Genomic DNA, 13,113 nt, shown 5'->3' with positions numbered 1-13,113 from the left:
CGCACCGCCGGTTTCGTCTCAGGGAAGGGCGATGCGTCCCTCCACGGCTGCCAGGCCGATGTCCTTGCGGAAATGGCTTCCCGGCAGCTTCACCGCGGAGATCTTGGCGTATGCGTCCGCACGCGCCTCGCTCAGGTCCGCCCCGACCCCGACGACGCTCAGCACGCGGCCGCCGGCGGAGACCACCTGCCCCTCGACCAGTTTGGTGCCCGCGTGCAGGACGCCATCGCCATCGGCACCGGTGATCACGTCACCGGTGCGCGGCGTGGCCGGGTAGTGCTCGGCCGCGACCACGACGGTCACCGCCGAGCCGTCCTGCCATTCGAGGGGCGCGACCTGATTGAGCGTTCCGGTGGCCGCCGCGTTCAGCAGTTCGCCGAGCGGGCTCTTCAGCAACGCGAGCACGGCCTGGGTCTCGGGGTCACCGAAGCGGCAGTTGAACTCGACGACCGCCGGCCCGTCCTTGCCGATCGCCAGCCCCGCGTACAGCAGCCCACTGAAGGCACTGCCCCGGGCTACCAACTCGGCCGCGACCGGCTTCACGACATCGTCGACGATCTGCGTGACGGTCTGCTCGGGCAGCCACGGCAGCGGTGTGTAGGCGCCCATGCCGCCTGTGTTGGGACCGGTGTCGCCGTCACCGACGCGCTTGTGGTCCTGCGCGGGCAGCAGCGGCACCACGGTCTCGCCGTCGACGACGCAGAACAGCGACACCTCGGGACCGTCGAGGAAGGATTCGAGCAGGACGGGGTGACCGTTCTCGAGCAGTTCGGCCGCGTGATCGCGGGCGGCGTCCCGGTCGGTGGTGACCACGACACCCTTGCCCGCCGCCAGGCCGTCGTCCTTGACCACCCAGTTGGGGCCGAAGCGGTCCAGTGCCTCGTCCAGCTTGGCGGGCGAGTCGACGATCTCGCTGTGGGCGGTCTTCACACCGGCGGCGGCCATGACGTCCTTGGCGAACGCCTTCGAACCCTCGATCCGCGCGGCGTCGGCGGACGGACCGAAGCAGGCGATGCCCGCCGCACGGACGGCGTCCGCGACACCCAGCACCAGGGGTACCTCGGGTCCCACCACGACGAGGTCGGCGCCGAGCTTCTTCGCGAGAGCCGCCACCGCCTCCCCCGACGCGATGTCGACGGCATGCTGCTCGGCGATCTTGCCGATCCCGGCATTGCCGGGCGCACACATCAGGGCACTGACACCCGGATCGCGAGCAAGGGCGAGAAGGAGGGCATGTTCACGGGCTCCGGAGCCGATAACGAGTACGCGCACGGGTGTCAGCCTACGGGCCGGGCCTGGGCACCGTTCCTGCGAGTACCGCCCGCGGTTGACAAGTACTCACTGGTGCCGTGTGGTCCGCGGCGGCAAGGCCGAACACCAGGGCAGGCGCGATGCCTCCCGTGTACGCCCGGTTGTAAAGCCCGCCGGTGTCCGATCCGGCGGCGAACAGGCCGCTGATCGCGCCGCCCGCCGCGTCGAGGACGCGGCCGTGCTCGTCGATGCGGATGCCGTGGAACGGGAAGGTCAGAGCCGGGCATGCCTCGACGAGGTAATACGGACCCTCGTCGAGCGGCGCTGGGTCGAAGCGACGCGGGGGCTGCGCGTCCGTACCGGACGCATGAAGAGACCGGATCTGATCCGCGATGGCGGCGCCGTCGTAGCCCCACTCCTCGGGAAGGTAGGCGAACTCGTCCAGATTCTCTGCGATTCCGCACCGCCCACCCCGGCGCTGCGCGAGGTCGAACTTGTCGAGTGCGGCGGCGCCTTCCACGTAGGTGCCGGTGATCCATTCGCGGTATACCCGCGCGTCGGCGACGAGCAATCCTCGAGACTCGGGCTGTTCGAGCAGGTCCATCGTCGTCAGATGGTCTCCGACCGTCTCGTCCGTGAACCGCCGGTTGTCGAGGTTGAACAGCAGCGCATGCTCGCTGTAGTAGAGCGACAGCGCCACGAAATCGGACGGATCGCGAAAGCGGACACCGGTGGGTACGAGGTGGCCGTAGAAGCCGGACCGATCCGTTCCGGTCGCTGCGCCGACGGATTCGGCCAGGCGTAGTCCGTCACCCGCACTGGCGGGATTGGAACGCAGTTGCATCTCGGACGCCGCGGGGTGGATGTGCGCGGCGGCCAATGCGGAATTCGCCTGGAAACCCCCGGTCGCGAGAATGGTTGCCCGGGCTCGCACTTCACATTCCGTGCCGTCCGAGAGCCTGACACGGGCGCCGACGACGCCACCGTCCGACGTGAGCAGCGCGAGCGTCTCCGCGCTCGAGTACAGTTCACCGCCGTGACTCCGGATTCGCCGGCGGCACTGGTCGATGTAGTGATTCGTGTCGAACTGGTGGCCGGTTCCGTAGCGGAGAACGGTCACCGCGTCCGCGCAGTCGACGCCGAGCGACCGGATCCAGTCGATCCCATCGCGAAACCCGTCGACGAGCGCCCGGCGCAGGGCCGGGTCACCGTCCGGGTTGACCTCGTCCATGACCTGGTGCGACGGCGCGGTCCAGGCATACCCGGCGAATTGGGCGGACCCGCCGATCGCCGCGGACTTCTCGACGACGACGACCGATCGTCCACGGGTCGCCGCCCGCGCTGCCGCAGTCAACCCGGCCATTCCGGCGCCGATGACGAGTACGTCGGTTTCGATTTCTGGCATCTGGTGTTCCTCATCCTCTTCGACCGAGCACTGGCACTACCTGCATCACCGTATCCCCTCAACTGAAGTCAGTTCAAGAGTTTTCGTCGACGGGACCACCCCTGGGAGAACTTGATCGCGATGTGATTGCCGACACAGCATTTCCTCTATACCATCCATCGAACTGAACTCGATTCAAGGAGCGGATGTGCGGAAAATACTTCTCACCGTCGGCGTGGTTCTCGCCACGACGTTGACAGCCTGCGGGACGCAAGCCGGCGACGGCGACCCGGGCGGGCCGATCAAACTCGGCGCATGGCTTCCCCTTTCGGGGCCGCAGGCTTCGGGAGGTCTTCCTCAGGAAGCCGGTACCCAGGCGTTCTTCGACCAGCTCAACGCCGCAGGGGGGATCAACGGCCGCCCCGTCGAGTGGACTCCCGTCGACAATGCCTTCGACCCGCAGCAGACGATTCAGGTGGCGCGACAACTGGTCTCACGCGACAAGGTCGTCGCCATCGTCGGCGCCAACGGCACGGCCACCACGGAGGCAACGTTCCCGTTCGTCCTCGAACAGAACAAGATCCCCATCTTCGGGACCTACGGCGGCTCCGGCGCCTGGTACGACCCGCCGCGGGACGGCCTGTTCGGCAGCCAGACGCTCTACGAGAACCAGGCGCGCGCCGCTGCGCAATGGGCCCTCGACGAGGGCGCGAAGAAGGTCACCGTCATCCGCAACGATCCGGCCGCGTTCGTGAATGTGGGCGCGGTCGCGACGGCCGAACTCGAGAAGGCCGGGGCGCAGGTATCGACGGTCGAGGTCAAACTCGGGACCACGGACTACAGCCCGTTCGTGTCCCAGATCCGTTCGTCTGCACCCGATGCAGTCCTGACGATCCTGCCGATCCAGGAGGCGGCTGCCTACCTCAACGAGATGGCTCTGCAGGGTGTCAAGATCCCCAGCTACGGCTACTCCCCCACGGTCGGTAACAGCCTCCTCGACCTCGCGGGTGCGAACGCGGAAGGGTTCCGTGCCGTGTCGCTGACGCTGCCGCCCACCGCCGACGACCCGGAGGTCGAGGAGTACCGGCAGGCGCTCGCGAAGTACAAGCCGGGCGAGAAGCCCGACTTCTACTCACTGGCAACGTATGGCTCGGCGAAAGCGTTCGCTCAGGTCCTCGCCGGCATCGACGGCGACATCACGTCGAAATCCGTCACCGACGCGATCACCACGAGCGGCACACTCGACACCGGCGTGATGCCTCCTCTCACGTTCAGCTCCGACGAGCATCTCGGCACCGACAGTGTGGTCCGGGTCCAGGTCGAGGGTGGCAAATTCGTCCCCATCGGAGACTTCGTGTCACCGCAGTAGCACGCCGAAAAACGCCTCCAGGTCGGAAATCCCGACCTGGAGGCGTTTTTCGTTGTCGAAGGCGAGCAGTCAGACGGTGAAGCGTCCACGGTTGCTGAGGAGCACCGCACCCACCACGTTCCTGGCTTGTTCCGAAGCGAGGAAGAGCACGTTGTCCGCGATCTCGTCCGGTGTCGCATAGGGCACCGGTGTGTTGTTGACCCACTGCACTTTCAGTTCTTCCGGTGTGCGAGCGGCCATGCCGGTCTCCGTCGGACCGGGAGCGACGAGATTGAGTCGGACGCCGAAGGCCACCACCTCCTTGGCGACGGCCTGACAGAACGCATGAACAGCGGCTTTCGACGCCGCGTAGTGCGGGTATCCGATCAAGGTGTCGAACGCCGACGACGACCCGATCACGACGATCGCGCCGCCTTTCGGCTTCATCGCCCGCACCGCGGAGCGGACCACGTGAAACGTGCCGTCCAGATTGACCGACATCACGCGGCGCCACTGCGCGTCGGTGAGATTCGCCGTCAGGTCGATCGGCGTGCCCGCGGCAGCGGCGTCCGTGATGATCTTCTTGGATTCCGGGTCGTCCACGCCGGCAGCGTGGACGACGACGTCGAGCCGACCCTCGGCGGCGAGGACTTCCGCCATGACGGCGTCGACGGCCTCCGGGTCGGACACGTCGACGCCTCGCACGATCGTCGTGGGGTCGTCGCCGTGCCGCCGGCGCACATTCTCGGCCGCGATGTCGGCCACGTAGACGCGGGCAGCACCCTCACCGACGAGCTGCGCGACGACGGCCGCCCCGATTCCCGATCCGCCGCCGGTGACCAGGGCGATCGCGCCCTCGAACCTGCCCTGTCCTGCCGTCCGAGACATAGTCATGATCTCCGTACTCCCCTTTCTCCGTACCCGATCGAGGTCGGGACAATTCAGTGCAGTTCACCGGTGGGGGCAGGGATGTCCGTACCGAAGTACGCTGCCTCGGCGGTCCGAGCGAATTCCGGCGTGCCACTGTTGCCGCGCGCGACGACCTCACCCTGACGCAGAACGACGACCTCGCTGCAGGATTCGAGCGCGCGCGCGAGTGACTGGTCGAGCAGAATCGTGGTGATGCCGCGGCGTGCCAGCGCATTGACCTGTGAATAGACCTCGTCGACCATCGCCGGGGACAACCCCAATGCGGGTTCGTCGAGGATCAGAACGTCGGGGTCGGCCATCAGCGCCCGGGCGATGGCGACGAGTTGCTGTTCGCCGCCGGACAACGAGCCTGCCGGTATGTCCATGCGAGTGCGGACGCGTTCGGGGAGCCCCAGGCGCAGCTCTTCGAGCCGAGTCCGCAAGGTGCGACCGGAGATTCCTGCGGCATACGCCGCGACCTCCAGGTTCTCCCGCACCGACAGGGTGCGGAACAGCGCGCGGCCCTCGGGAACGAGGCTGAGGCGCAGTGCGTCCGTGCCGGTGACCGTGCGGGTGCCGCCGGTCGACTGCAGGTCGCCGTGCAGGATCCGCCCCAGAGTGCTCTTACCGGCACCATTCGCGCCGACGATGCCGAGAATTCCGCCCGCATGCACGTCGAGATCGATGCCGGACAATGCCTGCACACCCGCGTAGTGGTGCTCGATCCCCCGCACGGAGATCAACGGAGTCGACGTCCGGTCGATCTCGGGTGCGATCAGCGTCGTGTCGATGTTTCCGAGGTACGAGTCGCGGACCTGGCGGTTCTGCAGGACCGTGTCCGGGGTTCCGTCGGCGATCAGCTCGCCGAAGTCGAACGCCACCACCCGGTCTGCGACGGAGAACAGGTCGTCGAGGACGTGGTCGATGATGACCACCGACGTGCCGGAACCCGAGAGTCGCCGGATGTGGCCGGCGAGGGTGTGCCGTTCATCCGCGTCGAGGCCACCGAACGGTTCGTCGAGCACCATCAATCGCGGGTTGTCGGCCAGCGCCGCGATCGCACGGGCCAGGTCGACCCGTTTCTGCAGCCCGAACGGCAGTTCGTCGGGGAGTCGGTGCACGTGGTCGGACAATCCGACACTCGAGAGGACCCGCACCGCACTGTCGCGATCGGTGCGGCGCCCCCAACGGTTGACGACACTGACGTTTTCGAGAACGGTGAGTTCCGCGAAGAGTTCGGCGTGCTGAAAGGTCCGGCCGAGGCCGAGCGAGCGTCGACGAGTCGCGCGCACCCCGTGCAGTGGCCTGCCACCGAGTTCCATCGTCCCCACCACTTCACCGCCACCGATCAGGCCGCAGAGGGCGTTGACGAACGTCGTCTTGCCTGCGCCGTTGGGCCCGATGATCGCGAGCACTTCACCGGCACCCACGCGGAGGTCGATGTCGTGCACGGCCTGGAGCCCGCCGAAACGAACACCGAGCGCCTCTGTCTTCAGCACGGGCGCCGCGGCGTCATGGCCGGGCGTGTCCGTTCCCGAGTCCGACGTGCCGAGCAGGCCCGGTGGGGACGTCGGCAACGTGGGACGGCCGAGTGCACGCGTGGCAGGGACGAACCGGTGCAGCAGCTTTCCCGCCGTCGGGACGATTCCGTCGGCGAGGAACAGCAGGATGAGAATCAGGACACCCCCGATCAGGTACGGCTGGTCGATCGACAGCGACGACGACAACGTCGGTGCGGATGCGAGGAACGCCCCACCGAGAACGGCGCCGATCACACTGCCGGTCCCGCCGAGCACGGTCGCGGCAATCAGGTTGACCGCGAACACCATCGAAAATCCCTCCGGGCTGATGAAGCCCGACAACAAGGCCAGGAGCACACCCGCCAGACCCGCGACACCCGCGCTGATCGCGAACCCGAGGCTCGATTGCAGTTCGGGAGCGATACCGATCGATCTGCCGGCCAGGGGGTGCGTCTTGGCCGCAACCATGCGCATGCGAATGGTCGTGCGGCGCATGAACACCGACACCGCTATGGCGAGACCGAGAACTCCGACGGCCAGGTAGGTGACGTCATCGGACGACGGAACGAGGTCGCCGAACGCGGAGTCGAAGGTGTCGACCGGCACGCCTTGGTCGCCGCCCGTCACGCTCTTCCACGCGCCGATGATCTCGAGCGTCACCAACGTGAACGCCAACGTCAGGAGCGCGACATACAGCACGGAGAAGCGGGAACCAGCGAACCCGAGAAAGCCTCCCAGCACTGCACACAGAGCAACGGCGACGACGGACGTGAAGGCCAGTCCCCAATCGTGACTGCTGCCGTACGCCGTCGCGTACGCGCCGATCGCGACCATCGCGGGATGCCCGATCGACCAGATACCCGTCCACCCGGCCAGAAGCGAGATGGACAGGACGATCAGGCCGTACACCGCGGCAAGTCCGACCGTATAGATCTGGTAGCCCGGCACGAGTCCGGCAGAGAGCAGCACCGCAATCGTCAGGATCGCTGCGGCCGGTCCGCCGAGAAGTTGGCCGGCGCTGTACAGCCGCCGGGCCGGGCCGCCTGCGCCGCGGCCCGAGATGTCCTGTGTGATCATGGATATCAGACCCTCTCGAAGGTTTGGCGGCCGAAGATGCCCTGGGGACGGATGAGCAGCACGAGCACCGCCACGCAGAAGACGAACGTGTCGCGGAAGCTAGCGGAGATATAGGCCGCCGCCAGGTTGTCCAGCACACCGATGACGAGCCCACCGATGACCGCGCCGTACATGCTCGTCAGCCCGCCCAGGAGAATGCCGGCGAACGCCCGGAACAGCACGGGGGCGAGGATCACCGGCGACACCCCGGTCTTCGGGGCGTACAAGAAGACTCCCAGCACCGCCAGCGCCATGCCGAGTGCCCAGGCGATCCGCGCAACCTTGTGGGCGTTGATGCCCATGATCTCGGCGGTCTCGGCCGATTCCGCGACCGCACGCATCGCGGATCCGACCGGTGTGCGCGTGAACAGATACGCGATGGCCGACACGGCCAGCGCGGCGAGCAGAATCGTCGCGAGGTCCTGCAGCATCAGGTTCGAGTTGCCGATCGAGATCGTGCCGTCGATGAGTTGAGGGAATCGTCGCGGCTGCTCTCCCCAGTACTGGCCGATCAGATGTTCGACGATGATCGACAGCCCCATCGTGACGACGAGCGCGGCGAAGAGCTTGCCCTGCCCGAGCGGCCGAATCAGCGCTTCCCGCACCACGACTCCGCTGAGGGCGCCGAAAACCACCGCGACGACCAGGGCGACGACAATGCCCGCGCCGGCGCCGTACGCACTGAGGGCAACGTAGATGGCGAGCGTCGACAATGACGCCATGGCGAAATTCATGACGTCGGTGGATCGGAAGATGATGACCAATCCGAGTCCGATGAGACCGTACACGGCACCGTTGGCGATGCCGGTGGTCAAAGTGATGAACAACTGGTCCACAATGCCTCCGAGGGGCGGCCGGAATTCGAATTGAGTTGACTTCAGTTCAAGTAACGTAGATGACCGCGGGTGTGAGCGCAACCACACCCTGCAGCCCCTGCGAGCACTTGTTAACCGCGGGCGGTCGACAAATACTCACAGGCCGCGGAGCGGCCCTCGGCGACGGCGTGGGCGACCTTGCGCGGCACGAGCGCGTCGCCGATGACGTGCACGCGTGCGCTGCGAGGCGCGAGCAGCGACCAGTCGATCGAGCGCCGCTCACCCGCCACGACGATGCGGTCGACGTCGAGCCGCGACCGCTCCCCCGACAAGGCGTTCTCGAACTCGACCAAACCGTCGGACACCGCGACGAGCGACGACAGCACACGGACGTCGACCGGTGCGCCCGACAGCCGGCGCAGGTACTGAACCCGACCTTCGGCGGGAAGACCCGACGCGAAGGCCGCGGCCGGCGTCAGGACCGTGACCCGGCCGGCGCCGGCGGCCAGCGCGGCCTCGACCGCACTCGCCGCGGGCCAGAGCCCGAATCCGTCGTCGATCACGACGACGTGTCCGGCGCCGCGCAGCGCCGCCCCTCCCCCGGCCAGCGCCTGCGACGACAGCAGCGTGTTCGTTCCTTCCGCTTCGGGCGGAAGCATTTCGACGGCGCCGACGGCGAGGACCACCTCGTCGAAGTCCTCCAGTTCGGCGGCGCTCACCGTGTGGCCCAGACGGATGGCGACTCCCGGCATGTTGGCCGAGTAGAAGTCGAGGAGGCGACGCCAGCCGCTGCGGTGGGGCGCGTCTGCCGCTGTCGCGAGCTGGCCGCCGATCCGCTCGCGCTGTTCGAAGAGCGTGACGTTCCGATCGGGTCCGAGCCGCATCGCACACTCGAGCCCGGCCGGGCCGGCGCCGACGACGGCGATCCGCCGCCGGTCCCCCGACGAGCGTGTCGGCCCCAGCGTGAGCGGGTGCGCCGGGCGCGCGGAATGCCCGGGCGGCGCGAGTTCGGGATTGACCGAGCAGAGCAGGACGGGGTCGAATGCCCTGCAGTCCTCGTTGCACGACACACACGGCCGGACCGAGGCTTCCCGGCCGGTCAGTATCTTCCTCGGGAAGTTCGGGTCCGCGATCAGCGGTCGTGCCACGCCGACGAGGTCGGCTCCCGAACGGAGCGCGGTGTCGATGGACGCACCGGTACGGAACGCCTGTGACACCAGCAGCGGTGCCGCGACTGCGGCGCGCAACCGGCCGACGGCATCGAGGAGCGGTGGGTCGGTGACGGCCATGTCGCGGACGTAGGTGGTGCGTACCCCGACGGTGACGTTGACGTAGTCGAAGCCCGAGAGGTGTGGCAGCACCTCACAGAGCCCGTCCAGGCTCAGGCCGGCCTCGTCGTCGCCTTCCGTGGAGACGCGCACACCGAGGACGACACCGGGGCAGGCGTCGCGAACCGCCGACGCAATTCGGTCGAGAATCTGCACCCGCCGGGACACCGTCGCGGCGTCGCGGCCGACATTGGTGATCGGCGAGAGGAATTGCGCCAGCAGATACCCGTGGGCCGCGTGCAGTTCGACGACCGGGAATCCGGCGGACCACGCGTGGACGGCGGACACGCGAAAGGCGTCGACGATCTCGTCCACGTCGGCGGGCGAGAGGGCGCGAGGCCGCGTCGGTTCGCGCGGCGAACGGACCGCGGACGGCGCGACGGGATGGCTCCACAACTCGGCGCCGAGTGTCTCGCGCCCGAGATGCACCAGTTGGCATGCCGCCACGGCTCCCTCCTCCGTGATCGCCCGCGCCCGAGCCTCCAGGCCGGCGAGGACTTCGGGGCGCCAGGCCTCGGTGATGTTGCCGTTGCGGTTGGTCGAACCGGGTGACACCACCGTGCCGCCGACGATGAGCATCGCGGCACCGCCGGCCGCGCAGCGCCGCCAGTAGTCGTCGTCGCCGCGTGCGGGGATGCCGCCGGCGACGGCGCCCGAGGCGTGCGGCGTCCCGACGAGGCGGTTTGCCAGCCGTAGCGAGCCGATCTGCAGCGGCTGCGCTGCGCGTGGTGTCGTCATATCTATCCCCTAACTGAACTGGATTCACTTCACGCTAGCAGGTGATTGACATCACAAGGACACTTCTTTAGATTCAAACTGATATCAGTTCAATTTAGCGAGGAGCAACATGTCGTTCGTTCTCGTCCACGGCGCAGGAATGGGGGCCTCCTGCTGGGAGCCACTCCTTCCTCTTCTCGAACAGGACACTCTCGCAGTCGATCTCCCCGGACGGGGACGGCGGCGCTCCGTCGACCCGCGGTCCGTCACCCTCGACGACTGCGCCGCCGCCGTCATCGACGACGTGGTGGCGGCCGGCCTCGAGGACGTCGTCCTCGTCGCACACTCCTTCGGGGGCGTGACGGCCCCGCGGGTCATGCAAACACTCGCTCCCCGACTACGGCACGTCGTCTACCTATCCGCCGTCGTCCCGCCCGACGGCACGCGGGTGATCGACCAGATCGACCCGGACGTCCGCACCGCCGTGGAAGCGTCGATAGAAGACGGTGTGTACCGCCAGGATCCGACGGGCGCCGCCGCGATGCTCTGCAACGACATGGATGCCGAGCAGACGGGCTGGACGATCGATCAGCTGGTCGACGACTGCGGCGCCCTCCTCACCGAGTCCGTCGATCTGTCCGGTCTCCGCGCCGACATCCCCCGTACATACGTACGTTTGACCAAGGACGCCTGCTATCCACCCGAATTGCAGGAGAGATCGGCGGCCGTCGTCGGCGGAGACACCGTCTTTCTCGAATCCGGCCACATGGCCATGGTCACGATTCCCGACCGCGTTGCTGCACTGCTCCACGCTCTCGCGTCGTAGGCCCCGTTCGACTCCCCGATTCGTCACCGAACACCCAGGTTCGCACCCGCCGAACCGATTCCGGAAGGACTTTCCTGCCATGAGAAAAGTGCCGATCAAGCTGATGGCCGTCGCGGTGGTCGCAGCTTTCGCCTCCGCCGCATGCGGTTCCAGCGGTTCCGGCGTCAACCAACCCGTGTCGGGCACGTGGGACGACGTCGTCGCGGCCGCCAAGGGCGAAGGCAGCGTGCTGCTGTACTCGAGCCAGAATCCCGCCAATCTCGAGGCCCTCAAGGTGGCATTCGAGCAGGAGTACCCCGAGATCTCGCTCGAGTACGTCCGCGGAACCGACGCCGACATCAACCCGAAGGTCGAGGTCGAGAATCAGACGAAACGCGGCACCGCCGACGTCCACATGCTCACCGACGCCGCCTGGATCGAGACGGCCGCGAAGTCGGGAACCTACTCGACGGATCTCGTCGGGCCGGCTTTCGATGCGCCGGAGTACGAACCACAGAAGAGCATCATTTCCGACAAGTTCTTCCTGACGAGTGCGGCGGTGTTCGCCCTCGGATGGAACACGACAGCGCTTCCCGGCGGTCTGCAGAAGCCGTCAGACCTTCTCGATCCGGCGCTGAAGGGCAAGATCGGCATCGTCAACCCGTCGGGCATTGCCTCCTACGTCGACTTCTACCGATTCTTCGAGAAGAACTTCGGCGCCGATTATCTGCAGAAGCTCGCCGACCTGAAACCGCGCATCTACCCGAGCGCGCTGGGTGTCGCTCAGGCCCTGACCTCCGGTGAGATCGTCGCCACCCCGGTGGTGCAGCCTCTGGTGCGCGAGAAGGAATCCGGTGCACCGGTCGACTGGGCGCTGCCCTCGCCGCCCTGGGGAACGCCCTGGTTCACGCACGCCCTCTCCGCGGCTCCGCACCCGAACGCCGCTCAGGTGCTGGCGAATTTCATGGTGACCCCGGCCGGCCAGAAGGCATTGTCGCTCGGCTACGCGAGCGCCCTCCCCGGCATCGAGGGTGCCGTCGCACGTGCCCAGGACATCGCACTGCCCAACCCGTCCGATCTGACCCCCGAATCGCTCACCGAATATCAGTCCGACTGGGAAAAGCGATTCATCCAGTGACGACGCACGAAACGCGACTGCGTGACACCTGCGCTCTCGTCACCGGTGCGGCACGGGGGATCGGCGCCGCGACCGCGAAACTCTTCCACGCCCACGGGGCGACCGTGTATCTGTGCGACGTCGACGACGACCTCGGGAACGACGTCACAGCGAAACTGGGTGCGGGAGCCCACTATCGACACCTGGACGTCACCGACGAATCGCAGTGGTCGCGCGTGACCACCGAGATGGCGGATCGCGGGCACCCGCTACGGGTTCTCGTCAACTCCGCGGGCGCCGCCTCCAAATCGTCGATCATGCAGACCTCGCTCGCCGAGTTGCGACGCATGATCGACCTCAATCTGGTGGGCACGTTCCTCGGACTGCAGGCCGCGGGCGCCGCGATGACCACAGGCGGATCGGTCGTCAACCTGTCTTCGCTGCGCGGTGTCCTCGCCACCGCCGAACTCGGCGCGTACGGCGCGTCGAAGTTCGGCGTTCGCGCCCTGACACGGGTTGCGGCGCTGGAGTTCGCCGAATCGAATATCCGGGTCAACGCGGTCTGCCCGGGCAGCATCGACACGGCGATCACCGCGGGCGCCGATTTCGCGAACGACGACATGGACGCCTACGTGAAAAGCATTCCGTTGCAACGCCGCGGTATGCCGCTCGAGGTTGCGAAGGCGATCCTGTTCCTCGCGAGCGACGACAGCAGCTACGTCACCGGCACCGATCTGATGATCGACGGTGGAACCTCCGCGGGCGCCCGGACTCCGAAGCGCTCGTCGCCGTGACCGGGACCC

Annotated in this window: 10 protein-coding genes; 4 read left to right on the top strand and 6 right to left on the bottom strand. The window is 67.3% G+C overall.

The window, feature by feature from the left end; all coding sequences use genetic code 11:
• Window positions 1–18 precede the first annotated feature (18 nt).
• Window positions 19–1,272 (bottom strand): phosphoribosylamine--glycine ligase, encoded by a 1,254-nt coding sequence (purD, locus tag H0B43_RS23910; protein ID WP_185725679.1) that lies wholly within the window; start codon window positions 1,270–1,272, stop codon window positions 19–21.
• Window positions 1,273–1,282: 10 nt separating this feature from the next.
• A complete protein-coding gene (locus H0B43_RS23905; protein WP_185725680.1) occupies window positions 1,283–2,656 on the bottom strand; it encodes an FAD-dependent oxidoreductase in 1,374 nt (457 codons plus the stop codon).
• Between the two features lie 187 nt (window positions 2,657–2,843).
• On the opposite strand from H0B43_RS23905, the gene H0B43_RS23900 reads away from it, so the two are divergent.
• Window positions 2,844–4,004, top strand: coding sequence for an ABC transporter substrate-binding protein (locus H0B43_RS23900; protein ID WP_185725681.1), 1,161 nt, complete (start codon window positions 2,844–2,846; stop codon window positions 4,002–4,004).
• A gap of 69 nt (window positions 4,005–4,073) precedes the next feature.
• Here H0B43_RS23900 and H0B43_RS23895 read toward each other — a convergent pair whose 3' ends face one another.
• The 4 genes from H0B43_RS23895 to H0B43_RS23880 form a co-directional block, all read right to left on the bottom strand.
• Window positions 4,074–4,871, bottom strand: coding sequence for an SDR family NAD(P)-dependent oxidoreductase (locus tag H0B43_RS23895; RefSeq protein WP_185729815.1), 798 nt, complete (start codon window positions 4,869–4,871; stop codon window positions 4,074–4,076).
• Window positions 4,872–4,924: 53 nt separating this feature from the next.
• Entirely contained in the window at window positions 4,925–7,489 is a 2,565-nt protein-coding gene (locus H0B43_RS23890) for an ATP-binding cassette domain-containing protein (protein WP_185725682.1), read from the bottom strand.
• Window positions 7,490–7,494: 5 nt separating this feature from the next.
• Window positions 7,495–8,364 carry a branched-chain amino acid ABC transporter permease gene (locus H0B43_RS23885; protein WP_185725683.1) on the bottom strand — a complete coding sequence of 290 codons (870 nt, stop codon included), beginning with the start codon at window positions 8,362–8,364 and terminating at the stop codon, window positions 7,495–7,497.
• A gap of 110 nt (window positions 8,365–8,474) precedes the next feature.
• On the bottom strand, window positions 8,475–10,409 hold the full coding sequence (locus H0B43_RS23880) for an FAD-dependent oxidoreductase (protein WP_185725684.1): 1,935 nt from the start codon (window positions 10,407–10,409) through the stop codon (window positions 8,475–8,477).
• Between the two features lie 109 nt (window positions 10,410–10,518).
• Here H0B43_RS23880 and H0B43_RS23875 point away from each other — a divergent pair, with 109 nt between their 5' ends.
• The 3 genes from H0B43_RS23875 to H0B43_RS23865 all read left to right on the top strand — a co-directional run bounded on the left by H0B43_RS23875 (window position 10,519) and on the right by H0B43_RS23865 (window position 13,104).
• Window positions 10,519–11,214: an alpha/beta fold hydrolase gene (locus H0B43_RS23875; RefSeq protein WP_185725685.1), complete on the top strand. Its 696-nt coding sequence runs from the start codon at window positions 10,519–10,521 to the stop codon at window positions 11,212–11,214.
• A 79-nt stretch (window positions 11,215–11,293) separates the two neighbouring features.
• Complete coding sequence (locus H0B43_RS23870) at window positions 11,294–12,331, top strand: ABC transporter substrate-binding protein (RefSeq protein WP_185725686.1); 1,038 nt, start codon at window positions 11,294–11,296, stop codon at window positions 12,329–12,331.
• The gene (locus H0B43_RS23865; RefSeq protein ID WP_185725687.1) at window positions 12,328–13,104 is read left to right on the top strand and encodes an SDR family oxidoreductase; all 777 of its coding nucleotides are present in this window, start codon (window positions 12,328–12,330) and stop codon (window positions 13,102–13,104) included. The genes H0B43_RS23870 and H0B43_RS23865 overlap by 4 nt, the downstream gene beginning before the upstream one ends.
• The last annotated feature ends 9 nt before the right edge of the window (window positions 13,105–13,113 follow it).

This window comes from Rhodococcus sp. 4CII, assembly GCF_014256275.1.
Classification (GTDB): domain Bacteria; phylum Actinomycetota; class Actinomycetes; order Mycobacteriales; family Mycobacteriaceae; genus Rhodococcus_F; species Rhodococcus_F wratislaviensis_A.
The sequence above is the reverse complement of the archived record's forward strand: the minus strand, read 5'-3'. Positions and strand labels throughout refer to the sequence as shown.